This window comes from Thermodesulfobacteriota bacterium, assembly GCA_035559815.1.
GTDB lineage: Bacteria > Desulfobacterota_D > UBA1144 > Nemesobacterales > CSP1-2 > DATMAT01.
Genome location: DATMAT010000008.1, coordinates 41534 through 67217, shown reverse-complemented (window position 1 = coordinate 67217; position 25684 = coordinate 41534). Strand labels below are relative to the sequence as shown.

Here is a 25684-nt window from a genome sequence, read left to right as displayed (position 1 = left end):
GATTATCGTTACATAAACCTATCTTCGGAAGTTCCTCTTTCCTCCACCGCTTAACTGAGGACGGGCTTCGTTAACTTTCAGGTTCCGGCCCTGCAAAATTGAACCGTCCAATGCTTCCTTAGCCTTTTCCGCCTCTGACTGGCTGGACATCTCCACGAATCCAAAACCCTTTCCTTCGATTATCTTTATTTCGCTAACCGAACCGTAATTGGAAAACAATTCTTTTAACTGCTCCTTTGTTACCGAATAACTAAGATTTCCTACATAAAGTTTACTGCCATGCATGCTTATATCTCCTTTTTGTTTGTTATCGTTCGATCTTAATCAGCTTAAAATCGCCTGAACAGTCCCCAAAGTAATCTCAGCCCCTATTTCTCAGCCCCATAACCACTTTCGAGATTGAACGGTTAAATCATACACGTAAAAAGCACTTAAAGCAAAGAACAAAGTTGATAAACCCTTACCCCCTCCCATAGGTCTCGGTCATTTCTTTCAACTTCCCTTCTACATCCGCCGTTAACTGGCCAGGCTGAAGCCTCCACCCCCAGTTCCCCTTGGAGGTTGCCGGGAGGTTCATTCTGGCCTCCTGGCCAAGACCGAGCAGGTCCTGCATCGGAATTATGCAATAATCGGCTACGGACATCATAGCCAACCTGATGAATTCCCAGTGTATTTCCTCTTCATCTATCTCCCTTCCTATGTACCTAAAAAAGCGCGCTTTATCCTCCGGGGTAGCCTCAGTCCTGAACCATCCTTTAATCGTGTTGTTGTCATGAGTCCCGGTATAAACCACGTTCCTCTTTTCATGGTTGTGGGGAAGATAGGAACCCTTGGGGAAATCGTCACCAAACGCAAAAATAAGGAGTTTCATCCCCGGAAATCCATAACGGTCCATAACTTCCTTCACATCAGGGGTTATGTATCCCAGGTCCTCGGCAATAATAGGGAGGCGGGTAAAATGCCTGGTCAATATATCAAAGAAGTCTACGGCCGGCGCCTCCACCCATTTTCCGTTTATAGCAGTTTTTTCCTTTGCCGGGACCTCCCAATAGGCAACGAACCCTCTGAAGTGGTCGAGCCGGACAGCGTCAAAGAGCGTTAAGCTGTGTTCCATCCGTTTAATCCACCATGAGTATCCTTGATCCTTAAGGACATCCCATCGGTACACCGGATTCCCCCAACGCTGTCCGCTCTTGCTGAAATAATCCGGTGGAACCCCGGCCACAAATGTGGGCTTCTTTTTCTCATCCAATTTAAATATCTCCGGGTTAGCCCACACCTCGGCACTATCAAAACTAACGTATATCGGAATATCCCCTATGATGTGGATTCCCTTGTTATTGCTATAGCTTTTGAGGTAAAACCACTGCTTATAGAAGATATACTGTAGAAATTTCTCCATCCCAATCCTGTGCTTAAATTTGTCATTCAACTCTCTAACCACACCGGGTTTTCTATCCCTAATATCCTCTGACCAATTATTCCAGGAACTTTTAAATTGCCCTTTCAAGACAACGAATAGAGCGTAATCCTCCAGCCAGAAAGAATTCTCCTGGCAAAATCTCTCGAACTCAGATAGCTCGCCTTTTCTGCTGAAATTCTCGTAGGCCAGGGTAAATAGCCTGGATTTGTACTTGGTCACAACCTCATAATCAACCCTCCCATTAGCAGAGGACGGAGCGGTTTCAATATCCGAACTGGATAGTAATCCCCATTCCGATAAAACTTGAGGACTTATAAGGAGCGGGTTTCCGGCAAAGGCGGAAGAACTGCTGTAGGGAGAATTCCCGAAAACGGTGAGTGTCGGGGTTAACGGGAGTATCTGCCAGTAGCTCTGCCTGGCTTCGGAAAGAAAATCCACAAATCTATATGCATCCGGTCCCAGGTCTCCTATGCCAAAAGGAGACGGTAAAGAGGTAATGTGAAGAAGTATCCCGCTTCCGCGTTTATTCATTTTTCCTCCTTAAAATATTGAACCACAAAGACACCAAGGAAGTTGTTAGCGAGTTTATCTGTAATGTGTTCACGAGTTTGTTTTTTAACCATAGACCCACAAACCGTCTAACACGTAAACATTCTTTCTTCGTGCCGTTTTGCCTTGGTGGTTAAATAATCTACTTCCATCCTACTCGCTTAATAACAACGCCACCGGAAAGTGCTTAAGGATTTCACCGACAGCAACCTCACTTTCCACCCTTATTATCTTTTCGGTAAAGCGATCTTTCCACGACTGACCCAAGCCTTCCGGTATTACAATCCTAGTATCTTTCCAAACATTAATGCCAAAAGGATATTCCTTCTCTTTTGCCAGGTAAGTTATAAATCTCGGTGCTACTGTTATCGCAGAGCCATTTTTATCCCTTCGGGCATAGGCAATGACGTGGTGGTTATACCTGCCCTCGACCGGCAACGGCAAATACTCACCGTTCTCAAATAGTTCTATTCTACGGTTTCTTGCTTCAAGCGACTTATAGATTAGAAATAGCTTTATCCTTCCATCCTCTTTTCTTGAGATAAGTTCGCCGATGAGCTCAAGTATATTTCCTTCCCCAAGCTCTTTTATTTCCCGAAGAAACCTCTTTCTCTTCTCGAAATCAACCGGGCGGCGATTATCCGGGTCTACCAAATTCAAATCCCATAGCTCGGTCCCCTGATAGAAATCCGGAACACCGGGGGAGGTTATCTTGATGAGGGTCTGGGATAGAGAATTAAATATCCCGTAATAGGCCACTTTATTTTGAAATGCCAGAAAATCCTTGAGGAATTCATTCCTTTCTGACGGGTTGAGAATCTCATGGACAAATGAAATAAATGCCTCTTCATAATCGGTATCCGGCTTGAGCCATGCCGTGTAAACCTTGGCTTCCCTAATAGCCTTTACCGTATACTGCTTTATTCTTTCTACAAAATCGTGATATTTCCCGTTGCCCTCTATCCAGCCGGTTATGAGGGAAGATTGGGAAGAAGCCGCCTCGTAGAATGGAAATGCCCCTATCAGGGTTTGGTAGAGAAAGTATTCGTCATTCCTGTCCGGCACGCTCTTTCCATTTATCATCCTCTTTTTCTTCTCGTTTAGCTTGCTCCATTTCTTAATTTTTGCTTTCCATTCCTCGGGCATTTCCGAAAGAACGTTTATCCTCGCCCTTACATCCTCACCTCTTTTGGTGTCATGAGTTGACAAAGCGTTCATGGTGTATGGCCAACCCTTAGCCCTCTTCAAATTAAAACGGTGAAACTCATCCGACGAAATCCCGAATTTCTTGGGATCCCCGCCAACCTCGTTCAAAGAGATAAGCCGGTTATATACATAAAGGGTAGTGTCCTCAAAGCCCTTTGCCATTAGAGGACCGGTAAACTGCTGGAACCGAGAGATAAAATCTAAACATTCCTTTTTTTCATCTTCGCTTAAGTACTCTCCCGGCTTGACCAGCAGAAACTGCTCTATAAAATCAAGCTCGTTGTAAAGCACTGGGTTGGCGGCAAGAGCCTTTTTCACCGCTTCTTTTATGTAAGCTCTATCCTTTTCGCTAAAATGGTCCTCACTGATATATGTACGATAAACCGGGAAATGCGCCATTACCTCTACCAGCGCCCTTCTGAGACCATAAAGGGTGATATCGTATCCGTGCCTGTGCTTACTGGAAATCCTTTTCATAAGATGCGCCAGGTTGTCTATATCCCCGGCCATATGCTTACCCATGATTAACCTTTTTTTCTCTGCCACCAAGTCTTCAAAGGGATTGGTTAACCCGGTAAATTCTGTGTACAGGCGAGTGAATGCGTTTTCATTATTACCGTCACAAAAAATTCCATTCACATAATTCAGGAAGTCATAACCGGTTGTTCCCTCCACCGGCCAGAATTCGGGGAGCTCTTCCTCCGGGTGGAGAATCTTTTCCACAACCGTATAAACATCTCCGATATTCTCCTTGAGCCTTTGGAGGTAACCAGTCGGGTCATATAGTCCATCTATATGGTCTATCCGTACCCCGTTGAATTTACCCTCTCTAGCCATTCTAAAAATCAGAGAATGGGTCTGATTGAAAACACCCATATCCTCTATCCTCAACGATATGAGCTGGTTTATGTTAAAGAACCTCCGGTAGTTTATCTCCTCGGTGGCCACCTTCCAGAAACACAACCGAAAGTTCTGCTCCGAGAGCAGGGTATGAAAAAGGTTAAAACTCTCTGGATTCCCCACTTCGCCGTTAAAAATCTTGATATTCTCATCTATGAAGCTCTTTATTTCCTCGTTCCTGTTATAGAGCTCCCAAAGCATTCTCTTCACAAACATTATCTGGTCGTACCGGTCATTAACGTCTTCCCTCGAGGCCGGCAGATTTTTTAGCGAATAAAGAATGCCCAGAAAATTTATGAAATCGGGGCTGTCGTCTCCCACCCTCTTCTTGAGATTACCCAACCGGTAAGAGACAACACTTATGTAGGACTCTATTTTCAGAGGAAACTTTAGGTCGTAGTAGTTGACGGTGAAACCATCCCTATCGTACTTTAAGGTGATTTCACCGTCCTCCAGGGACTCTCCGTAAAGTCTTCCCAGGAACGGAGCGATGACCTTTCCTTTGAGCGTTTCGTAGGGGTGATTCCATTCTATGTCGAAGAAATCAAAGTATTTGGAGCTCTGGCCGTTCTCCAGGACATCCATCAGTACACGATTTTCCCCGTCGTAGGCCATATGATTTGGCACTATATCCTGGAGCCATCCGATACCGTGGTTTTGACAGTTCGTTAATAGTTCTTCCAGGTTCTCTGGAGTGCCTAGCTCCGGGTTAAACTCATTTTGGTCGACCACGTCGTAGCCGTGATCACTTCCCTTCTTTGGCTTGAAGATGGGAGAGGCATAAATATAAGAGATTCCAAGCTCAGAAAGATATTCCACAACCCGGTTTCCTTGTTTAAACCCGAAAGATGGATTAAACTGCAGTCTGTAGGTAGCGGCTGGTATTTTTAGGGTGGACATCAGGCAACCCGTATAGAGAGCTTATCCCCAAGAGACCTAAAATGGTTAACCCACTCCCTGGCACCCTCGTCGCCTTGCTCAGCCAGGCTTTGAAACCGGGGATAGACCCTCTCCAGTATTTCATAATAGATATTCTGTGGCCTCCACAGATTAATCCCAAATGGCAGAGAACGGGTGAGGCCCAGGACCGCGTCGAGCTTCCGGAGATGAGAGGTGTCGTCCGGACTGGCCAGCAACCGTTCGGTCATCCGCTCGATATTCTTTCGTAGAGCGTACTCCAGGGTTTGTACATCGAGTGCTATTCCTTCTAACTTGGCCTCGGTTAGCAGAGTTTCGACCCGTTCAATGTCAACATCTAGGTTCTCGAACGCCCGTCTTAGATTACTATTCAAGACGAACTCGGCAGCGGCGTAAAATGCTTTAGGCGGAGGGATACCCAGGCTGGTAATAAAACGCATCATCAGGGCGTTGCGCTCGTAGAGCTGACGATATACTGCCTCTGCCTCGGATAATGTAGATTCCAGCAGTAGGTTTAACACCTTACGCTGTTCATCCCGGAAGAGAGACCTGATCGAGTATGTAGATTCCCCAAAGTGTTTGTCCAGGAGTCGTATGACCTCGCTGAAGTCTCCGATCTTGAAAGCATTACTCAATTCCTCGATGGTAGAGCTGTAGATTTCCTCACCGAGAAACTTCCGAGCTCCTCCATTTAGGTTATGATCCCCGAAGTGCAAGATACCAAACGTCAGCATCGCTGATTCAAAGGTTATTTCAGAGGTCATATTGACCCGGCCAAATGCCAGTTTTGACTTTCCGGCCTCAAACACCTGGAAGTCCTCGCGTTCCACTCTATAACAATATATCTTTGCCCTCTCCGTATACTCCTCGAACAAGGAACTCACTGCATAGTGGGCGGCTAACTTCTCCCAGTCGACCACAGCCGGCTTTACGAACTTTTCATAGACCAGACGGCCGTCGCCATGCTCCGGGATATTGCTCTTGGCCTTCTCCAGTAACTCCAGAAAACCAGACTCGGTACCGTTACCAAATAACTCCTCGGCCAGTTGAACCACACGCCCTGCATACTGAATGACCTGAACCGTTTCAATCCCGGAGAGCTCATCAAAAAACCAGCCGCAACTGGTGTACATGAGCATGGCATGACGCTGAAGCTCGAGGAGTTTCAGTACGGTTATCTTCTCAGTCTGACTGAGCCTGCGTATAGAGTGTTGATTAAGAAATCGTTCAACACTATCCGTAGAACGATCAAGTATTACGTCTAAATAGTCATCTCTAGCCTTCCAAGGGTCCTTCAGGTACTCTCCTACTTTTTCCTGATAAGCAGGGGCCAGTGTGTCACGTAACCAATCAAGGGCTGTCCTCAGCGGGGCCCGCCAATTTTGGTTCCATGCCGGATGCCCTCCCGAATTACACCCGCAGTTGCTTCGCCACCTTTCAATGCCGTGTGCACAACTCCAGGAGCTATTCTCGAATATCTCTACCTGATTGGCCGGAGGATGTTTTTCCAAATACTCACCGTAATTAGTGAGCCGGGCAAGGTTGTTATGTTCTATATGGTGGAGTGCATAGGCAAGAGCCATATCCCCAAACCTATGATGATGACCGTAGGTCTCCCCGTCTGTAGCAATATGCACGAGCTGGGGCACATCATCCGATGCAGAAAACCCGTTTTTAAGACGGCGGGCAAAATTTTCACCGTTACTTAGTAAGCCCTCGAAGGCAACGGCACGGGAGATAAAACCGTCATAGAAAAAAACACTTATCTTCCTGCCGGAAGGGAGGCGCAGTTCATAAGCCACCTTAGGGTCTATACGTCCGCCGCTGACATCCCGCCAGGCCCGGGCGCCTATCCTACGCACCCGGCTTGCCTGAAATGGAGAAAGAATGGTAAACCTAATCCCACGCTGGGCCATGATCTCCAATGTTTCCAGGTCTACCGCGGTCTCCGGAAGCCACATTCCCTCCGGGGTTCGTCCGAAATGATGTTCAAAGTTCTTGATTCCCCATAAAACCTGCGTGTATTTGTCTCGACTGTTTGCCAGGGGCATGATCATATGGTTGTAAGCCTGAGCCAGGGCAGAGCCGTGTCCGGAGAAGTTCTTCTGGCTTTCCTGGTCTGCCTCCAGAATCCTTTGATGGACGTCAGGGGATTTTTCTTTTATCCAATCTAGAAGGGTTGGCCCGAAGTTAAAACTGATCTTGGAGTAGTTATTCACTATTCCCAGTATCTTTCCCTGCGGGTCGAGTATGCGTGAGACTGCATTCGGGGCATAGCACTCCGCAGTAATTCTTTCATTCCAATCGTGGTATGGATATGCCGAGTCCTGTTGCTCGATCTCCTCAAGCCATGGGTTTTCCCTTGGCGGCTGGTAGAAGTGCCCATGAATGCAGATGTATTTATTCATATTTCCTATTATACACAAGAATCGAAGGGAAGAGTGAAAGAGATTTCTCAGAAATTGGGGGAGATGGTTTAAATCCTAAACGTATTCTCACAACTTTAGCAAAGAAAAATAATCCCGCCTAGTTTGGAAAGTCCAAACAGTATACTTAGCTCGTTACCCTTTATGCGCATCATATAAACTGATATTAGGATTAGAAGTAGTTTTTATGTCGCGGGGAATAAACACTCAGATAATACACCCCTTCCATAATAAATAGGTCATGTTGGTAGGAGACTAATTCAATGAGCACTAGCCTGCCTTAATTCACTGCCTCCAGTAACCAGAGACCCATATCCATTCGTGCCCATTCCATTCCCAATGACCGGGCACCCATACTGCGTTGGGGTAGGGAAGCTGAGTCCACTTCCCACTTATCCACACCCATTCACGTCCATTCCAATCCCAGTAACCCGGGGCCCAAACATAGTCCGGTGATGGTGGCACACCGCGGATTTCCACTCGAGGCGTAGGGACTATAGGTGGTTGGTCCTTCACTATTACCTCCTTCTCCACGACGGTTGGTCCAGGTACCGGTTTCTCCACAACTTCTTTAGTCGATGATATACAACCGGCGGTGAGCATAAAGGGGGCTAGCATCAGAAAAGTAGATAGCAACATCGTTTGTCGCATGGTCTCACCTCCACATAAATTTATACTAACTATCTAACCGCAATTTCTATGCCAGAAGCGTTAGTATTCTTAATCCTTAATATTTACGATGGGTTCAATATAGAAAGGTTTTGAGGAGAAGATAAATAATACTGAAATTCAACGTGGGAATTCAAATAATTATAGAGGATTACAAATAATAATGGTGGTTGGGATAAAGTCATACTCAAGGCTCTAGCAGTTTAACTAATTGTGATAACTAGCGATTTTATATTGAACTCATTAATGGGGTTACTAAACTGTGTAAAAATACATGCTAAGGCTGTGTAGATTTGCACAAATATAAATTCTGAGCTATACCAACCCCCCGAGAAAAACTACATAAATCTTTAACAAAGCCATTCTCAAACTCAGGTAGAATGGTTGATTATACCCCTGTCCAACTCTCTAAATTTCCTCTCTCTGATAAAGAGCCATGCTTAACCCTCTTATGATAATTTCATCGTTCGACCGAGCTCCCATATTAAAGCGAGAGGTCTCATCATTGCTCATCGAGTTTATTTTCTCCGGAAGGAGGGTTCCAGAACCGCTCCATGTTTGTTCGGATGAGTCCAGCACCTTTTTCCATGCACCCTCGGGGAAAAAAGGCTTGAGATTTAGGTCGGATTTGTTCAGGTTGAAAACAGCCAAAACCTGGCCTTCTCCCCCCTTTTCCCACCGTCGCATGATTACCACCCTCTCCTTCTCTAAACCCCAGGCATCGAGGTTTTCTTTACTGAGAGATCTTAATGCCGGAATCCTCTTCCTGAGCGCTATCAACTGCTTATAAAAATCGAGAAGGACTTTATGTCTTCCCTCCTTCCTTCTTTCCCAGTTTATCCTTGATTTAAGGAAGGTCTTCTCGCATTGAGGGTCCGGCGGCTCTCCCCGCCAATTAAATTCTATGAATTCCTCCCTTCTGCCCTTTCTCACCGCTTCGATGAGGTCGGGGTCGGAGTGGCTCACAAAATAGAGAAAAGGGGCTTCCTCTCCGTACTCTTCCCCCATGAACAGGAGCGGGACATAGGGAGAGAGAATAATTACGGCCGCGGCTAGCTTTAATCCCTCAAACGGCACCAGCCTGGAAAGCCTTTCTCCTAGCATACGATTGCCTATCTGGTCATGGTTCTGGGAGAAAACGACGAATTGCTGGCCCGGTCTATCTTTGGAAGAATTTCCGTGCCTCCGTTTTCTGAACGCAGAAAATTGGCCGGAATATACAAACCCTTCTTTCAAGGACTTTACCAGGTGGTCCACCTGGCCAAAATCTATATAGTAACCCTCATCCTCCCCGGTGAGCAGGGTGTGAAGAGAGTGATGAAGGTCATCACACCACTGAGAATCGATTCCATATCCTCCAATTTCTCTCGGCCTTACAACTCTGGCATCGTTCAAATTGCTCTCGGCTATAAGATAAAATTTCCTTCCCTCCCTTTCGGAAAATTCCTCAACCCTGTCCGCCAGCTCTTCCAGGAAATGTTTAGCACTCATGTCGAATATAGCATGAATCGCATCCAGACGCAGGGCATCGATGTGATAGTTTTTAAACCAATATAGAGCGTTCTCTATGAAAAAATTTCTGACCTCATCGCTGTAGGCACTGTCGAAGTTTACGGCGCTGCCCCAGGGGGTTTTATATTTGTCGGTAAAATACGGTCCGAAATCCCAGAGATAATTTCCCTCCGGGCCTAGATGGTTGTAAACCACATCGAGCACCACTGCGATTTCCTTTTTGTGGCATTCGTTAACCAACCTTTTCAGTCCGTCGGGCCCGCCGTAAGAATTATGGACGGCGTAAATATACACTCCGTCATAGCCCCAGTTTCTCTCTCCCGGAAACTGGGCCACAGGCATAATCTCTATAGCGTTAATACCCAATTCCCTGAATTCATCGAGCCTGGGGATTATTGCATCAAACGTTCCTTCCATCGTAAAGGTCCCTACATGTAACTCGTACATTATCATCTGGGAAATATCCAACCCATTCCAAAGCCCGTCTTCCCAGGCAAAGTGCCCGTGTTCGACAACCTGAGAAGGCTGATGAACCCCTCTTGGTTGAGAATGAGATGCCGGATCCGGCCTCTCCTTCTCTCCATCGAGCCTGTAGAGGTAGAGCGTTCCCGGGAATACGTCCCCGGCTATAACTCGCCAATATCCTGACTCACCTTTCTTCATGGGGATATAACCCGAAGATAATGTCCCTCTAGCGTCCGCAGAGGATGCTATCTTTAGTTCTACATTCTTCAGAAAAGGGGCCCAGACAATAAACTCGCACTTTCCATTTCCCAAATAATTAGCACCGATCTTCATCTTCTTTAGCTCGGCTTTGATTAGTTTCGGGTCAAAACTGGTTTTGTAGTTCTATTAAGACCGCATTCTTCTTGAAAATATTTTAAGCTTCTTTGGAATAGTCTAATGCTCTATTCCAATTCTACCATAAATAGCAGATTCAAATTTATTTTGATCTTATTTCCGGTCGCAAACTTATCCTAGGTAAGACATTTCATCGCAGCCAAAAGAAGATGGCTTGCCATAACACCCCAGTCTTACTCTGAGGGAGCCCTTCGGTTTCATTCAGTGTGAACTCGGTGAAATAATCTTGAACTAAGTGTCATCACCTGTTTTGAGTCCTTTAGTTAAGTTTGTACTGAGTGTATCGAATGTGCCGGATGACCCAAGGTGAAGTAATAAACTCTGTAAACAGGAGGAGTTCATTCTTTGACTACGCTCAGAATGAACGGTTTTCTTGTTTCTTAAAGCATTTTTAGCGGATGCATTCATCCGCTCATTCCTTCGTTGTACTCAAGATAGGTTCTGAGCCATGTTCGAACCCTGTGCAGATAGCCGAAGAGATAAATTTTTTGATTTCTGATTATCTTGGACAGTAGTGGTAGTTGATAAAGATTGAATAAATTTAGTATTTCTGGTGGAGGCGCTGGGAATCGAACCCAGGTCCGAAAAAGGGCGTCACCCAGCATCTACATGTTTATCCCATGTTTAGTTCTCACGCTGAAAAATCCCATGGGCAGGCTTTTCAACGCCAGCTTGAGTGCTGGTTTCATCCGCATATGCCCCAAGCATCATTTGCGGACTATCCCGTCTTGCTCACGCCCCATGAAAACCCAACGGGCAAGGTTTTCCGAGACGTCACTGCTTTAATTAAGCAGCGAGTGCGTAGTTTGTTTCGGCACTTATATGTGCTCTGCCAGTTTTTCGAGTTAGCAGAAACTCGACATGCCGCTTAGGCTATCCCATTCCTCGTCGAAGCCGATCGCCCCCGAATTGTCAAAGATTAAAACATTTTTGATTTTAATAATTTGTCTTAGCTTTACCACATAAGACTAACTTATAAATTGCATTAAGTATAATATTCTCATCCTGTCCTTCTACTCAAAAATTACCGTTGTCATCCCCGAAGGTTCCCCGCTAAAAGCAGGCAGGGGTAAAGCTTAATCGGGGATCCATTTTTTGAAAAACTGGATTCCCACTCCCCGTGTACACGAGGAGAAGCTCCGTGGGAATGACAACCTCTTGTAATATTCGAGTAAGGCGTTCAATATTATACCCGATTAATATATCAAACGCGTATATCAATTACGGGCCTTTTTAAACGCCTTGTCCATCTCCCTCTGGGCCTCGCGGCGTTTTATATCCTCCCGCCTGTCATAAGCCTTTTTCCCTTTAGCCAGAGCAAGCTCAACCTTAGCTCGTCCGTTTTTGAAATAAATCTTAACCGGAATTAAGGTATAACCCTTTATCTGTGTCCTCCCGATCAATCGGTTAATCTCCCGTCGGTGGAGAAGAAGCTTCCTGCTCCTATTTGGGTCGTGGTTAAACTGGTTTGCGCCCTCATAAGGTGCAATGTAGCTGTTTACCAGAAACACCTCACCGTCTTCGATCAAAGCAAAGCTTTCCTTGACGCTGGCCTTTCCCTCACGAAGGGACTTAACCTCGGAACCCTTTAGTTCTAACCCAGCTTCGTATTTCTCTTCCAGAAAAAAATCCCGATGCGCTTTCGGGTTTTGACAGACTATCTTCTCCATTTCTCTAATATAATAATCGAAATCTACAAAATCAACTCGACCAGCCCGTAGGAAGATATCGAAGTTTACCAAGACAAATGGTGGTAATAATAATAGAGGAAACTGTGGATGAGTAGGGACGAACGTCCTTTCACCCTTTTTGGACTCAAATCTTTCCTTATAATCTCTGTGTCATCTGTGGCTAGAACAACTTTCCACTATCTAGCAAAATAGTGACCGGTCCCCAGTTGATGAGATGAACATCCATAAGAGCACGGAACCTGCCGACCTCAACCCTTATGCCTCTTTCCCTAATCCTTTCCACAAAGAGATTGTATAGTTTTTCAGCTACCTCCGGCCGGGCTGCCTGGTCGAATGAAGGGCGCCTTCCCTTTCTGCAGTCGCCGTAGAGGGTAAACTGAGAAACAACCAATATCTCCCCCTTAACATCTATGACCGAGAGATTCATCTTGCCCTCTTCGTCTTCGAAGATTCTGAGCCCAGATACTTTATCCACTAAATACTCTACATCCACTTCCCCATCATCTTTAGCTATGCCGATAAGAATAGCTAGCCCCTTTCCGATCCTTCCTACTTCCTGGCCATCTACATTTACCCTCGCTTCCTTGACCCTTTGAACAACGGCTCTCATTTAATTGTCCTATACAAGCTTTCTTAGATTTTCAACTATTTTCACTATCAATATGGAAAAATCAACTCCTATCAACAGGCGATTTACCAATGTCTAAAAAGGGAGTAAAATTAAGGACATTCTAAAAAGAGGATGGGAGGAATCAATCCGATGAGGCTTCTAAAAATAACCCTGTTTATACTCTCGCTTTTAGTGTTCGTTTCGCCTTACTCTAGAGCGGAGATGGCGCCCGAAACCGGCAAACGTATAATCGTGCACAAAGTAGGCAAAGGGGAGGAACTGCATCTCCTGGCGGGCTATTATCTTCTCAATGCCAGAGAATGGGGCAAAATCTATGTATGGAATTCAGATGTAATTAACAACCAGAACCGAATCTATCCGGGGCAAGAATTGATAGTCTATGTAGATGAAAACTGGCAGCCACCCTATGACCTCGATGAATACTTAAGGAGCATCGGAAGAAGATAACTTAAAGTAAAGAGTAAAGATTTAAATGATACTGGCCAGGAACTTTTAACTCACGCCGTCTTGCCAGGGCTACCTTCTCTTACAATAGTCAACAACCTATCTATCTCTCCCTTTGCCAGTGCTGAAGAAAGATAAGAAAGGACTCTAGATAATTTCTCTACGCTCTCCACTCTAATCCTGAACTCAAGGTGATTTCCCTCAAAAAAGGGAGCGTGGAAAACATTTACCTCCTTGGGCAGGTCAAGACCCATTAAGCAGTCTCGAAACTCCTCCTCGGCCTGGGTCAGCACCGGATATCGCATCAGCTTGAGTTCACGTCTAAAGGCATTTTTTAATTCTCCTCCCCCACACTTCGACTCTATTTCATCTATTATTTTTCCCACACCTCTCTTATCCCTCGATGCCACCTCCTGAATTTCTTTGACTACATCGCGAGTTTCATTGGTATTGAGCCTCATCCTTAGAAGCACCCTTCTGAATATCTCCATTCGATTAGCACCCGCTGTTTCGCTCAATATCAAAGCTTGTTCTAGGGTAATTCGCTGAGAGTAAATGCCGTCCTTAATTTCATGCTCCAGTTTGCCCAAGCGTACATATTTTTCAATACTCCTCCGGGCAGGAGGTATCCCCAGATACGGAAGCACCCTTTTGGTAAGCTCCATTTCATCCAGGCCGCAGATATCCCTGAACTTGAGGAGAAGCTCAGCCTTCTCTAATTCACCTATCCTTTCTTGATTGTCGTATAATACCAGCTTCAGGCAGTCCTCATCGGAGATTTCGTGAGTCTCATAAGTCTTCGAGAAAACCCGGCTAAATCCAAGCTCTTTACAGGCTTCGAGTCTTCTTCGACCAGAGATTATTTGATATTTATCCCCCGTCCTCCTCAAAACCGGAGGGTTTATAAGTCCGACCTCTTTGATGGAATCCTCGAGTGAGCCGATATCCCTTTCCGGACCTACGAAGAACGAGTGGTTTTGGAAGTCTACTAAGGCTAAAGGTACATACTCAAATTTCATCTAAAAGATGGTTAATATTCCGAATGCCGCACCTAGCGTACTCAGAGGTGCTAGGTCTTCTTGTATTTCCACCGACTTTTCCAGCTTTTTTACCGCATTCTTACTGTCGAAATAAAGAGAGTCGTCACTCACCAGCTTGCCCAGCGTGCCTTCTCCGTTGTTTACCTTCTTCAGTATAGAATTAAGGTTGGTCGCCGCCTCGGACACCTGAACGTAAAGGGTATCATCGTTTAGCAGCTTCCCGAACGTCCCTTCGGCTTTATTCAGCTTACTGGCAAGTTGACCCAGGTTTTGCATGGTTGTTTTAGTCTCGTTATAAAGGGATTCATCCGTTACCAGTTTTCCCAGGGTGCCTCTTCCCTCTTTTATGGAGACGGCAACATCATTAATGCTGGAAAGAGCCCCCTTCGCCTCGTAATAAAGGGAATCATCTTTCAATAATTTCCCTATAGTTCCCTCGCCCCGTGCCGCCGAACCCAGGACCGAATCCAGACCATTCAATATGCTGCTTATTCTTTCTTTATTATCGCCCAATGCACCGAATGCCGCCTCTATCGAGGTCACAGAGGACTGTACTTTGGCCAGTATCTCGTTTATATCCGCGGGTTCTTCGCTGGCAAGCACGCTTCCCGGAGGGGCAAGAGGGCTTTCCGGAGAGCCGAAGGTAAGGTTTATGTAACTTGTTCCCAGGAGGCTGGTAAGCCTTATGCTGGCAACCGAGTCCTTTTTGACCGGGACATCCTTCTTGACATTGAAAGTTACCTCTATCTTCTCATCCCCTATCTTTATCTTAGAGACCTTCCCTACTTCAACACCGGAAAACTTTACCGGATTTCCCTCTTTAAGCTCGTCTATAGATTTGAAATAGGCCCGGAGAGAATATTCCTTCCTCAGGAACGGGATCTCCCCTATGAACTCAAAAACGGCGAGTAGTATCAATAAGCCCACGATAAAAAAGAGTCCCACCTTAAACTCTGTCCTCATCTGTCTCTACCTCCTTCTGCCATTTCGAAATGGGTGTCGATAAAACCCTTTACCACCGGGTTGGTGCTGTTCCTGATATCTTCTGGAGTGCCCGTCTCCACTATCTTTCCTTCGCTCAGCACCGCTATTCTATCGGCGATGTAATAAGCCAGGTCAACATCGTGCGTGACCACTATTTGGGTAACTTCGACGTATTTTCTTAGATTAAGTATTACATCGCCTATGGTTCGAGTCATCATTGGGTCGAGCTCAGCGGTCGGCTCATCAAAAAGAATCAGCTCCGGACTCATAGCCAAGGCCCGCGCTATGGCTACCCTCTTTTTCATCCCGCCGCTTAACTGTGAGGGCATTATATTTTCTTTCTCATCGAGCCCCACTATGGAAAGTACACCTTTTACTATCCTGGTAATCTCGTCTTCATCCTTCACTACTCCGTGTTCCTTTAGATAGAGCGCCACATTTTCCCTGACCGAAAGTGAGTTAAAAAGGGCCGAGGATTGAAATACCATAGCCAGCCGGTGCTTCTTCTTGAAATTTGACTCGTTTATATTCTCTCCGTTTATAAAAATCGTTCCGGAATCAGGTTTTTCCAGCCCAATTATATGGCGCAAGAGAACGCTTTTTCCCGACCCGCTCTTCCCCAGGATAACCAGCGTTTCACCCGGTTTAATCTCCAGGCTTAAATCTCTAAGGACATGATTGTCTCCAAAGGACTTATTTAGTTTTATTACCTTTACCGATACCGGTTTACTTTCTAAGTTGTGGTGAAATAAAGTATCCGGAGATTTTTCTTCTTTAGGATTTTTATTCTCAGTGTTTACTTGCATTATTCGAATAAAGTCTAATCTAAATTGAGTAGTATTAAAAGCCTGGTGATGTAATAATCAAAGATCAAAATCAGGATAAAGGACAATACTACCGCTTTTGTCACCGACGTTCCGATCTCTCTAGGCCCTCCCTTTGTTTTAAGGCCGACATAGCAGCATACAATGGAGATTATGACCCCGAAAACCATTGCCTTGACTAACCCATTGAGCACGTCCGAGAATTCCACCAGCTCGGAAAGGTTCCTAAAATAGACGCTCATACTAACGTGGATATCCGGATTAACCGACGAGACCACCGCACCGCCAAACCATCCTATCACGTCCATGTAAATCACCAGAAAGGGAAGCGCGATGAAGCTGGCCAGAAACCTGGGCATGACCAGAAACCTTACCGGGTTTATATCCATGGTTTTGAGGGCATCTATCTCTTCATAAACGCTCATTGAGCCTATCTCCGCAGTCATAGCCGAGCCCACCCGTCCGGCGACGAGTATAGATGCCATGACCGGGCCGAGTTCTTTCACCATAGAGAGTCCGACAATCCCTCCTATATTCTCCTCGATTCCAAACTGCGCAAGCTGTGGACCTGATTGTAACGCCAGCACGCCTCCAATGAATAGCGAAATAAGAGCGGCTACGGGCAAGGTATTATTCCCGATTTCCACCATCTGTCTGAACACCTTATCTCGATTGCGGATAGCGGTCTTGCACCAGTATATGCTCTCTACTAGAAGCCCAAGGATCTCCCCGGTTGTTTGAAAAAATGCGTTCACGCTATTCATTTTTTAATCCTCCCTCCTCTTCTTTCACCTCATCTTTAGAAATATTAATGGGAATGAAAAATAGTTTGAATGTTTTTTTTCGTTGGTCTGATTTATAGCCGAAAAGACCGCCTAAAAAATAAAATTTTGACTTCTCCTCCGAGTCTACATAAGAGAAGATGGGAATTATCGGCCGCAGGTCAACCTTGGTCATATCCTTACTCTTTTCCATCCTATAAGTATTCCACAGAAAAGATGAAACGCTCCTGCCGTCCTCGTATTTATTCCATTCGAATAGTCTCCATAACGGAGCATAGTTTCTTTCGATGCCCTTGTTGTTGGAGAAAAAAGGCTCGAGGAGTGAAAGGAAGTGAAAACTACGGTTTCCTTTCTCGTCTCTCTTGTAGCTGAATAACGGCCAGAAATCTATTCTTCTTCCCTCCCTTCCGCCATCCATAGTCGGCTCTTCCTTTATATCCGAGTAGAGAAAGAGGAGAAATGTCTTTCTCTTTCTCACGTGGTCTTCAAGGGTCAGGTTACTGTATCGGTAGAGCGGCCAGAGAAAGAATCCTTCCTCACTATTCTTGTCTTCCTCGCTGGCATAAAATGGGAAAACCCTATTCCCGGTTTTCTTCCCCCTGGTGAAATTGATGAGGGGCCAGGGGGTATCCCATCTCTCAATCTCCTTTTCCCCGTCCACCAGGCGGTTAAACAGGGGCCACAGATAAGTGCTCTGTGTTCTCTCCGGGGACTCCAGGGTAGAGTAAAAGGGAAAGATCATGAACGACCTTCTTTCCTCTCCAAAGAACTCCCACCTTTTCGATACGTAAATAGGCCAGAGTGCAAATTTCTCATCAAGCGTTCCTTCTCTTTTTCTGTATCCAAAAAGGGGCCAGAGCCTGAAGCCCTCTTGACCTCCTCCGGTGTAATAGCCGAATATGGGCCAGAGGAAACTGTTATTGGTGAATTCTCCCTTCTTAGTTTGTAAAAAGAGTGGAAATAGAAAAAAGTTAATCTCATCCCGGCCAAACTTATCCTTTAACCCTCCATAGATGGGGAAGAGAGCAAAGTAGCTCTTATCCCTATCCTCTGCCCTCTTGCTGAAGATAAGGGGGAAGAGGGTAAATTCAGTCTCCCGGAAACCGCTCGGCTTTTTCTCGGATTCATACGAGAGTAAATAGAGGAGAAATTGAAAATCCCAGTCCCCCTCCCTTCTATCGTAGGTTGCAACCGGATAAAGAAAATCAAACTCGGTGGAATCCTTTTCGCTGTCTCTAAGAAGATAGAAAAGCGGGCGTAAGCCGAATTCAGAGCTGTCCTTGTCCCTTTTTGAGGTTATGAAAGGGCCGAGGAGGTCTACTTCTTGTGATTCCTGAGACTCGTCTTCTTCAATATTCAAAAGCGGCCCAAGACTAAAATCATCTCTTCCGGATGAAATAGCCGGGCTATAGAGCAAAAAAAAGAAGACGGTGATTAGAAAAAAACCAATAGATATTGGAGAGGTCTTGAGCATGTCATCTTTCCCTAACTCTGGATGTGCAAAAAGCCAGGAAATATTTAGAAAGAGGCAACTGACTGGCCTCTATTCATCAGACATAAACACGAGGTACTCTCTTTCCGGTTATGGAGAGGACCTCGTAGGAGATGGTATCTGCCCATTTGGCAACGTCTTCGACCGAAACCCTTTCATCTCCAAATAGAACTACATCGCCCCCAACCTCTACCCCCGGAACCTCGGTAACATCAACCATTATTAAATCCATGCACACCGTACCCACAACCGGGGCAGTGAAGCCATTGATTGAAACCCTGGCCCGATTGGAAAGCCTCCTCATGTACCCATCGGCATACCCTACGGGGAGTGTGGCTATGACAGCAGGCCTCGCCGTCACGAAAGTGCCCCCGTAGCTAACCGGGGTTCCCGCCGGAACACTCTTCAGTTGAATTATTTGTGTTTTAAGCCTCATAGCCGGCTTAAGTTCGCAATCGCTTATCTTCCCGGAACCGTATAGCATTATTCCCGGACGGACCAGATTCATGTGGGATTGGGGATAAGCTTGGATTCCGGCGCTATTGGCCAAGTGCGTATATTTCGGGCAAAAACCCGCTTGGATGATGAATGAAAGCATATTCCTGAAAACTGCAATCTGTTTTAGCGTAAAATCCCCGACCTCCTTATCCGCATTGGCAAAGTGGGTGAACACACCTTCCATCTCCAGGTTGTTCAAGCCCCTAAGCTCGCTCAGGAAATGAGGAATTTCCTCAACCCCGGCGCCGAGCCTGCTCATCCCGGTATCCACCTTAAGATGATACTTCACCCTCTTCCCTACTTTATAAGCGTATTCATCTATGGCTCTTGCTGTGGGAATGGAGAACAAGGAGGGGGTTAAATCGTATTTGACCACCCGTTCTGCTTCATAGGGCTGAACCCCACCGAGTAAAATAATGGGAGACTTTATGCCGGACTCTCTTAGCTCAACGGCCTCTTCCACCGTCGCCACCCCGAGCATATCGGAGCCGGATTCAATTAAAGCCAAGCTGACCTCAACCGACCCGTGCCCGTAGGCATCGGCCTTTACGATGGACATAACCCCGACATTCTCGCCCACTATTCTTTTAACTTGGAGAAAATTGGACTTTAAGGCATCGATATCTATTTCTGCCCAGGTGGGTCTCATTGATTTTAATTTTATAACTCTTTTTAATTACGAGGTCAAGAATTCTTAGGCCAAGCTTAAGAAAATATCCCGGGCATCTTTAGAAGTTAGCTTCGATATCGCGGTTATTTTATCGCTGAATTTCTTGAGAGACTCTTGCGACTCCCGGCCGGTCAGGTCTATGAGGATCGAAAGCACTTGAAAGTCGAGCCTTTTCTTTTCTCCGAGAAACGTCTCCAACCAATCACCTCTTACATCACATTCACCGTCGGTTATGAAAACGATGTCGCCCCTCTTGAATTTTGACTGATTGAGGAACTCCAGGGCTTTATCCAGCGGGTCTTCAAAGTCCGTCCCCCCGCCGGGGAAGTAATCGGCTAGCTCGATGATGTCATTCTCTTTCATTCCCCAACCCTCCTTGACGTCGGAGCCGAAAATCTTGAGAGGCGAGCCTTTTGAAGAAAACACAATTACGACGAACTTTCTTCTCTGCCTTTTTGCAATATCCAGTAAGGTTAAACAAACACCTTTCGACCACACCTCTTTGTTTCCGTCCATAGAGGAGCTGCCGTCGATACAGACGATGAGCGGGCCTCTTCCCCTTTCTTCCCTGAGGTAGTACTGAAGGAGCTTCTCTTCAAGAAACCTTCTCATAAAATCCCTTCTTAAAACCCGGTGTTTCAAGAAAGAAAGCTCGCTGGGAATGACCCTTCCTATGTCGTCTCCGATGGCAATGTCATAAACCTCTGTTCCCCTTTTCGACCAGAGCTTTCTCCTGGATGTCAACATCTCTTCTTTGAGGCTCCCGACCATGAGAGAGAGCTTTCTCAATTTTTCGTTCTTGAGCAACTTGGCGGCCAGGTCAAGTTTTTCTCCGGCTGTTTTCTCCTGAGGTATTCCCATCGAGGCTCCCCATTCCATAAGCTCGCTTTCTGCTTCGTCTACACCTTCCGAAGCCTGCTGTAACGCCGACTTAGTAAGTTTCTGGAGTTTCATCTCCATATTTTCCAGTCTCTTCTTTTGCTCCTCCTGAAGCTCCTTTAGCTCACCCTCCTGCTTTCGCAATTCCAGTTGAGCCTTTTTCTTTCCTTCTTTAAATGATTTATCCGCTGACTTATCGAGGGGATTTTCCTTCTCAACATCCTCCCAGGTTTTAGCCTCCTCCTTTAACTCTTCATAATCCTCCTCCGCTTTGTCCAGCTCCCACTCTTTAACGAGAGAACTCTGTGAAGGTCCCTCCTCGGATTTTACCCATCTAATAACCTCTTTACCCAGGGTCAGGGTGGCAATCGCGGACTTGAAACCGTCGAGTATAGTTTCTTCCCTTAATTCCTTATAACCCTCGCTGGCAACGGCTTTCTCGATGAGTTTTCTTCCAATCAACACGCCCCTTTTCACCTCGTCCTCCGGATGAAGTAAGACGTTGTACTTGAAGAAGCTGGCAAAAAGGTCGAGGACAAAGGAGCGGAAATTGGGCAGGAGATGAGAACCGCTTTCGATAAGGTTTTTAAGTTCTTCGGAAGAGGCTACCAGTTCCTCGAAAAGAGCCCGGTCAAAGGAATCGGTCTCGATATTTTGGGAGAGTTTCCTTGAATCCACTAAATTTAGGGTAGCATAGGTCGTAGAGGGTAGCAATTTTGAATGGATTGAAGGTGAATAGAGAATAGGCACGCACTTGGGGCCCAGGGCGAACGGCATTTAAACATGGCATTCCCGAAGTAAGCCGTTCGTCAGTGCTCACGACAGGCCGTTCATGGTTCGACAGGCTCACCACGAACGGCCAGTCATAAGCCTATTTCAAATATGCGCCCTCTTCATATACAATCGATATTAGGAAGATATTTTTTTACGAGTTTGCGAAGCTATGTTTAGCCCGGTAAAGAACATAATTCCATATTTTTTGTTGTGTACAATTCTTGTGCTTCAAGGTTGCACACAGGAGCCCCAGCCGGATGGAAAAGAGAAGACCACCATCGTTTTCAAATACGGAAGGGTGCTTGGAGACCTCGAGCCAATCAAAAACTTGATCAAAAGGTTTGAAGAGGAGAATCCAGATATCCGGGTAAAGGATGAAACCCTGCCAGCGGAAACAGGCGAACAACACCAGTTCTATGTGATCAACCTTCAAGGAAAATCATCGGATTTTGACGTCTTTGCCCTGGATGTTATCTGGGTACAGGAGTTTGCCAAGGCCGGATGGCTGAGAGACATAAGCCATATCCTGCCCCCGGGGCAAAGGGATGAATTTTTCCAGGGCCCGATGAGGGTATCGACCTATAATAACAGCGTCTATGCTATACCATGGTACATAGATGCCGGTGTTCTCTATTATAGAAAGGATTTGCTCGATAAGCATGGCTTTTCCCCGCCAAAGACCTGGTATGAGCTTATACAAATCGCCTCCGAGATTACCCGGAATGAGCCCGGGCTCTACGGCTTTATCTGGCAGGGAAAACAGTACGAAGGCCTGGTATGCAATGTCCTAGAGTATATCTGGGGTAACGGCGGGGACATTATCAAGAACGGTAACGTTGCCATCGACAGCCCGGAAAACCAGCAGGCACTCACGCTAATGAGAGACCTCATTTACCACTATGGTGTCACTCCCGAGCTAGTCACGACCACTATTGAAGACTCCGCAAGGCACATCTTCGGCAAGGGAAAAGCGGTCTTCATGCGAAACTGGCCCTATGCCTGGAATCTTTTCGAAAGGGATGGTTCACCGATAAAGGGCAAGGTCGGTGTTTCCGCTCTGCCCAGTTTTCCCGGCCATCAATCTGTGCCAACCTTGGGCGGATGGCAGTTGGGTATCAATAAATATTCTAGACATCCGGAAAAAGCCGAAAGGTTCATCAGGTTCTTAACGTCCTACGAGGTCCAAAAGACCCTTTCTTTGACCGTCGGCTATAAGCCCACGCTAAAGAAGCTGTATAACGACAAGGACCTGATCCGAGCTCAACCTTTTACCGCAAGCCTTTATGTCGTGTTTGAGCAGGCCAGGCCAAGACCCGTCACTCCATTCTATATGATGATATCCCAGGTCATGCAGCCTGAGTTCAGCGCCGTACTATCGAGGGTCAAGAAGCCGGAAGAAGCGTTAAAATCTGCAAGGAATCAGATTGAATTTATCTTAAGTGCAGAGGAGTGATAACGATTCTGTTGATTATATACTGTATCGGATAAGGACTGTCATTGCGAGGAGCCCTTCGGCGGGCCCAGGATAAATTCCACGACGAAGCAATCTAATTAGATTCCTCACGTTCGTTCGGAATGACAAAAGCGGTTTTGTAGTATCGGAAGTGCAAAGAGGGCTCTGTCATTTCGACCCTGAGCACAGTCGAAGGGGAGAAATCTTAGATTTGGAGAAATAACACCTTTTATCAGATTGCTTTGCGGAGTTTACACTGAGCACTTCGATTCCCTCAGTGCAGGCTAGGCGAATGTGCTCGCAATGACATCTTTATTCTTGCACAATAAATACTCTAATTGGTGTAATGACTACTAAAGGAAAACCCTATCTTTTTTTGGCTCCTACACTGCTTATTCTAGCCGTGGTAACGCTCTATCCCCTTTTCTACGTTTTCTGGTTGAGCCTTCACCGCCGCCTGCTCATCTTCGATATTTCGAAGTTCATCGGGCTGGAGAACTACGGCTTTCTGCTCAGGGATGACCGGTTCTGGAACGCCCTTTACAACACCGTTTATTTCACCGCCGTCTCGGTCTTCCTGGAACTCATACTCGGCCTGGCCATAGCCATGCTTTTGAATAGAGGGTTTAAGGGGAAGGGTATCATGCGCTCCATCATCTTAGTCCCGTGGGTCATCCCCACCGTGGTTTCCGCCAAGATGTGGGGGTGGATGTATAACCCGGACTTCGGCATTTTGAATCACCTGCTGGGAGTCAACATCAACTGGCTGGGAAGCCCGTTCTGGGCGTTAAATGCCGCGGTTTTTGTGGATGTATGGAAAACGACCCCGTTTGTTGTCCTTCTTCTCATGGCCAGGCTTCAGACTATACCGGTTGATTTATACCGGGCAGCCCGGGTTGACGGCGCCTCGAATTGGTATATCTTCAGACGCATAACCCTTCCCCTTCTTATGCCGATGATCCTTATCGTGCTCATCTTTAGGACACTGGATGCCTTCAGGGTCTTTGACGTTATTTATGTACTCACCGGGGGAGGCCCTGGGAATACGACCGAGACCTTATCCATATATGCCTACAAGACACTCTTTCAGACATTACAGTTTGGATATGGCTCCGCGCTCGCAGTAACGATATTTCTCTCCGTGGCCATAACTACCACCTTTTATGTAAAACTTTTAAAAAGGGGGACGGAATGAGACGGTTGGGCTTTTATGTTCTTGTGATTATTGTTGTCCTTTATTGCCTCGGTCCGTCTTTCTGGCAGTTGATTACATCTCTAAAGCCGGAAGTAGAACTAACCAGATTACCGCCTATCCTTCCGCATGACCCGACCAGTGTGAATTACATCTCCATTTTTACGGGTCATCCATTTCTCAGAATCATGGCAAATAGCTTTATAGTGGCAACCTCTACCACTATCCTCTCGGTTGTCGTCGGCTCGCTGGCGGCATTTGCCCTGGCAAAGCTGAATGTAAAAGGGAAAGGGCTCATTCTAGCTTTTGTTCTATCCGCCTCCATGTTTCCCCCTATTGCCACGGTAAGCCCTCTATACATCATCATTGGAGCCTTGAAACTGAGGGATACGCTATTTGCGCTGATCATCACCTACACAACCTTTTCCCTTCCCCTGACCATCTGGGTGCTGACCAGCTTTTTCAGAGACATTCCCCATGAAATCTACCTGGCATCGAGGGTGGATGGCTGTACACCCTTTCAATCTTTTTACAAGATCATTTTGCCTTTATCCACACCGGGGCTTTTTGCCACCGCTATATTGGTGTTCATTTTTTCCTGGAATGAGTTTCTCTTTGCCCTGACCTTCACCTCGACTATCGATTCGAGGACAATACCGGTCGGGATCGCGCTTTTTCCGGGGCTTCATGAAATACCCTGGGGCGAGATTGCGGCAGCCTCCATCGTGGTGACCATGCCTATCATCATACTGGCCTTTGCATTCCAGAGGAGGATTATCGAAGGATTAACTGCAGGGGCAATCAAAGGATAGAACCTTGGCAGAGATAAGGTTTCAAGGAGTCGAGAAAAGATTCAAGGATGTACTGGTGGTGAAGAACCTCGACTTAACCATCGAGGATAGGGAATTCTTTACCTTCGTCGGGCCGAGCGGTTGTGGGAAGTCAACCATAATGAACATGATTGCCGGGCTTGAGGAGGTAAGCAGCGGTATCATACATTTTGACGGGGTCCCCATCAACAACCTGTCCCCGGGCGAGCGGGACGTGGCCATGGTTTTCCAGAGCTACGCCCTCTATCCCCACATGACCGTATATGAAAACATCTCTTTCCCTTTGCGTGTGAAAAAATTGCCCAAGGAAAAAATAGACGAAGAGATCAATCGCGTGGCCGCAATCCTGGATTTGAAACCCCTTTTAAGAAGAAAGCCACGAGAGCTATCCGGCGGACAAAGACAACGGGTGGCTCTGGGCCGTGCTCTCATCAGAAAGCCCCGAGTATTTTTGATGGACGAGCCCCTGTCTAATCTGGATGCAAGGCTGAGGATAGAGACAAGGGCGGAGTTAAAGAGGCTCCATCAAGAACTACAGATAACAACCGTATATGTTACCCACGACCAGGAAGAGGCGATGGTACTCTCAGACCGGATCGCCGTGCTCTACCAGGGAAAGATTCAACAATGCGGCCACCCTATGGAGGTATACGCAAAACCGGCAAACCTGTTCGTCGCCTGGTTTATCGGGAGTCCGCCGATGAATATGATCGACGGCTCGCTGTTAAAAGACATAACCATTTTTAAACCTGTCCTTGAGCAGTTCGAGAATAGACAGATTATCGTCGGGATAAGGCCATCCGATGTGGCTGTTAGTGCTAAGGGTGATGAGACAACACTTGAGGGAAAAGTGCTCCTTTTAGAGCCGACCGGTAGTGACACTTGGGTAGATTTTCTGTGGAAGGAGAAAACAATGAAGGGCATATTGCTTGCCGAAGAAAAGATGAACCCCGGAACAAGAGTCTTCTTCAAAATCCCTTTAGAAAAGCTCCACTTCTTTGATAAATCCAGCGGAGAGAGGCTTGTTTGAATCCCG

At 46.3% G+C, this 25684-nt stretch carries 20 protein-coding genes and 1 other RNA gene; 5 read left to right on the top strand and 16 right to left on the bottom strand.

All coding sequences use genetic code 11. From position 1 onward, the window contains the following. Window positions 1–18 precede the first annotated feature (18 nt). The 9 genes from VNN20_01405 to dtd all read right to left on the bottom strand — a co-directional run bounded on the left by VNN20_01405 (window position 19) and on the right by dtd (window position 12765). A complete protein-coding gene (locus tag VNN20_01405; protein HWP90842.1) occupies window positions 19–285 on the bottom strand; it encodes an RNA-binding protein in 267 nt (88 codons plus the stop codon). A gap of 175 nt (window positions 286–460) precedes the next feature. Beyond that, window positions 461–1954 carry a 4-alpha-glucanotransferase gene (gene malQ, locus VNN20_01400; GenBank protein ID HWP90841.1) on the bottom strand — a complete coding sequence of 498 codons (1494 nt, stop codon included), beginning with the start codon at window positions 1952–1954 and terminating at the stop codon, window positions 461–463. A 171-nt stretch (window positions 1955–2125) separates the two neighbouring features. Beyond that, the gene (gene treY, locus VNN20_01395; GenBank protein ID HWP90840.1) at window positions 2126–4978 is read right to left on the bottom strand and encodes a malto-oligosyltrehalose synthase; all 2853 of its coding nucleotides are present in this window, start codon (window positions 4976–4978) and stop codon (window positions 2126–2128) included. Then, a complete protein-coding gene (locus VNN20_01390) occupies window positions 4978–7404 on the bottom strand; it encodes a DUF3536 domain-containing protein (protein HWP90839.1) in 2427 nt (808 codons plus the stop codon). Before VNN20_01390 ends, treY begins: the two co-directional genes overlap by 1 nt. A gap of 303 nt (window positions 7405–7707) precedes the next feature. After that, complete coding sequence (locus VNN20_01385) at window positions 7708–8073, bottom strand: YXWGXW repeat-containing protein (GenBank protein HWP90838.1); 366 nt, start codon at window positions 8071–8073, stop codon at window positions 7708–7710. 426 nt (window positions 8074–8499) lie between these two features. Next, on the bottom strand, window positions 8500–10401 hold the full coding sequence (gene treZ / locus VNN20_01380) for a malto-oligosyltrehalose trehalohydrolase (GenBank protein HWP90837.1): 1902 nt from the start codon (window positions 10399–10401) through the stop codon (window positions 8500–8502). Window positions 10402–11015: 614 nt separating this feature from the next. Next, window positions 11016–11370, bottom strand: a transfer-messenger RNA (tmRNA) gene (ssrA, locus tag VNN20_01375). A gap of 311 nt (window positions 11371–11681) precedes the next feature. After that, the gene (gene smpB, locus VNN20_01370; protein ID HWP90836.1) at window positions 11682–12134 is read right to left on the bottom strand and encodes an SsrA-binding protein SmpB; all 453 of its coding nucleotides are present in this window, start codon (window positions 12132–12134) and stop codon (window positions 11682–11684) included. Between the two features lie 181 nt (window positions 12135–12315). After that, complete coding sequence (dtd, locus tag VNN20_01365) at window positions 12316–12765, bottom strand: D-aminoacyl-tRNA deacylase (GenBank protein HWP90835.1); 450 nt, start codon at window positions 12763–12765, stop codon at window positions 12316–12318. A 150-nt stretch (window positions 12766–12915) separates the two neighbouring features. Between dtd and VNN20_01360 the strand changes: the two genes are divergently transcribed. Next, window positions 12916–13233 carry a hypothetical protein gene (locus VNN20_01360; protein HWP90834.1) on the top strand — a complete coding sequence of 106 codons (318 nt, stop codon included), beginning with the start codon at window positions 12916–12918 and terminating at the stop codon, window positions 13231–13233. Between the two features lie 50 nt (window positions 13234–13283). On the opposite strand, the gene VNN20_01355 is transcribed toward VNN20_01360, so the two are convergent. From VNN20_01355 to VNN20_01325, 7 genes are all read right to left on the bottom strand, one after another. Continuing rightward, window positions 13284–14249, bottom strand: coding sequence for a ParB N-terminal domain-containing protein (locus VNN20_01355; GenBank protein HWP90833.1), 966 nt, complete (start codon window positions 14247–14249; stop codon window positions 13284–13286). Beyond that, entirely contained in the window at window positions 14250–15233 is a 984-nt protein-coding gene (locus tag VNN20_01350; GenBank protein HWP90832.1) for an MlaD family protein, read from the bottom strand. After that, on the bottom strand, window positions 15230–16060 hold the full coding sequence (locus tag VNN20_01345) for an ATP-binding cassette domain-containing protein (GenBank protein ID HWP90831.1): 831 nt from the start codon (window positions 16058–16060) through the stop codon (window positions 15230–15232). The genes VNN20_01350 and VNN20_01345 overlap by 4 nt, the downstream gene beginning before the upstream one ends. A gap of 14 nt (window positions 16061–16074) precedes the next feature. Beyond that, the gene (locus tag VNN20_01340) at window positions 16075–16842 is read right to left on the bottom strand and encodes an ABC transporter permease (protein HWP90830.1); all 768 of its coding nucleotides are present in this window, start codon (window positions 16840–16842) and stop codon (window positions 16075–16077) included. Then, window positions 16835–18334 carry a hypothetical protein gene (locus VNN20_01335; GenBank protein ID HWP90829.1) on the bottom strand — a complete coding sequence of 500 codons (1500 nt, stop codon included), beginning with the start codon at window positions 18332–18334 and terminating at the stop codon, window positions 16835–16837. The genes VNN20_01340 and VNN20_01335 overlap by 8 nt, the downstream gene beginning before the upstream one ends. 76 nt (window positions 18335–18410) lie before the next feature. After that, on the bottom strand, window positions 18411–19499 hold the full coding sequence (gene alr / locus VNN20_01330; protein HWP90828.1) for an alanine racemase: 1089 nt from the start codon (window positions 19497–19499) through the stop codon (window positions 18411–18413). A gap of 45 nt (window positions 19500–19544) precedes the next feature. Beyond that, window positions 19545–21077 carry a VWA domain-containing protein gene (locus VNN20_01325; protein HWP90827.1) on the bottom strand — a complete coding sequence of 511 codons (1533 nt, stop codon included), beginning with the start codon at window positions 21075–21077 and terminating at the stop codon, window positions 19545–19547. Between the two features lie 265 nt (window positions 21078–21342). On the opposite strand from VNN20_01325, the gene VNN20_01320 reads away from it, so the two are divergent. The 4 genes from VNN20_01320 (at window position 21343) to VNN20_01305 (ending at window position 25678) form a co-directional block, all read left to right on the top strand. Continuing rightward, window positions 21343–22626: an ABC transporter substrate-binding protein gene (locus tag VNN20_01320; protein ID HWP90826.1), complete on the top strand. Its 1284-nt coding sequence runs from the start codon at window positions 21343–21345 to the stop codon at window positions 22624–22626. Window positions 22627–22972: 346 nt separating this feature from the next. After that, complete coding sequence (locus VNN20_01315) at window positions 22973–23821, top strand: sugar ABC transporter permease (GenBank protein HWP90825.1); 849 nt, start codon at window positions 22973–22975, stop codon at window positions 23819–23821. Then, window positions 23818–24630: a carbohydrate ABC transporter permease gene (locus VNN20_01310; GenBank protein ID HWP90824.1), complete on the top strand. Its 813-nt coding sequence runs from the start codon at window positions 23818–23820 to the stop codon at window positions 24628–24630. Before VNN20_01315 ends, VNN20_01310 begins: the two co-directional genes overlap by 4 nt. A 4-nt stretch (window positions 24631–24634) precedes the next feature. Next, window positions 24635–25678, top strand: a complete 1044-nt coding sequence (locus VNN20_01305; GenBank protein ID HWP90823.1) for an ABC transporter ATP-binding protein — start codon at window positions 24635–24637, stop codon at window positions 25676–25678. Window positions 25679–25684: the final 6 nt, after the last annotated feature.

Bases quoted from the DNA above. Each gene is read 5' to 3' on its own strand.
- VNN20_01385 (HWP90838.1), bottom strand. From the start codon at position 8,073: ATGCGACAAACGATGTTGCTATCTACTTTTCTGATGCTAGCCCCCTTT.
- VNN20_01355 (HWP90833.1), bottom strand. From the start codon at position 14,249: ATGAAATTTGAGTATGTACCTTTAGCCTTAGTAGACTTCCAAAACCAC.
- treY (HWP90840.1), bottom strand. From the start codon at position 4,978: ATGTCCACCCTAAAAATACCAGCCGCTACCTACAGACTGCAGTTTAAT.
- VNN20_01315 (HWP90825.1), top strand. From the start codon at position 22,973: ATGACTACTAAAGGAAAACCCTATCTTTTTTTGGCTCCTACACTGCTT.
- VNN20_01345 (HWP90831.1), bottom strand. From the start codon at position 16,060: ATGCAAGTAAACACTGAGAATAAAAATCCTAAAGAAGAAAAATCTCCG.
- VNN20_01350 (HWP90832.1), bottom strand. From the start codon at position 15,233: ATGAGGACAGAGTTTAAGGTGGGACTCTTTTTTATCGTGGGCTTATTG.
- smpB (HWP90836.1), bottom strand. From the start codon at position 12,134: ATGGAGAAGATAGTCTGTCAAAACCCGAAAGCGCATCGGGATTTTTTT.
- VNN20_01310 (HWP90824.1), top strand. From the start codon at position 23,818: ATGAGACGGTTGGGCTTTTATGTTCTTGTGATTATTGTTGTCCTTTAT.
- VNN20_01340 (HWP90830.1), bottom strand. From the start codon at position 16,842: ATGAATAGCGTGAACGCATTTTTTCAAACAACCGGGGAGATCCTTGGG.
- VNN20_01390 (HWP90839.1), bottom strand. From the start codon at position 7,404: ATGAATAAATACATCTGCATTCATGGGCACTTCTACCAGCCGCCAAGG.
- VNN20_01335 (HWP90829.1), bottom strand. From the start codon at position 18,334: ATGCTCAAGACCTCTCCAATATCTATTGGTTTTTTTCTAATCACCGTC.
- VNN20_01320 (HWP90826.1), top strand. From the start codon at position 21,343: ATGTTTAGCCCGGTAAAGAACATAATTCCATATTTTTTGTTGTGTACA.
- VNN20_01405 (HWP90842.1), bottom strand. From the start codon at position 285: ATGCATGGCAGTAAACTTTATGTAGGAAATCTTAGTTATTCGGTAACA.
- treZ (HWP90837.1), bottom strand. From the start codon at position 10,401: ATGAAGATCGGTGCTAATTATTTGGGAAATGGAAAGTGCGAGTTTATT.
- malQ (HWP90841.1), bottom strand. From the start codon at position 1,954: ATGAATAAACGCGGAAGCGGGATACTTCTTCACATTACCTCTTTACCG.
- dtd (HWP90835.1), bottom strand. From the start codon at position 12,765: ATGAGAGCCGTTGTTCAAAGGGTCAAGGAAGCGAGGGTAAATGTAGAT.
- alr (HWP90828.1), bottom strand. From the start codon at position 19,499: ATGAGACCCACCTGGGCAGAAATAGATATCGATGCCTTAAAGTCCAAT.
- VNN20_01360 (HWP90834.1), top strand. From the start codon at position 12,916: ATGAGGCTTCTAAAAATAACCCTGTTTATACTCTCGCTTTTAGTGTTC.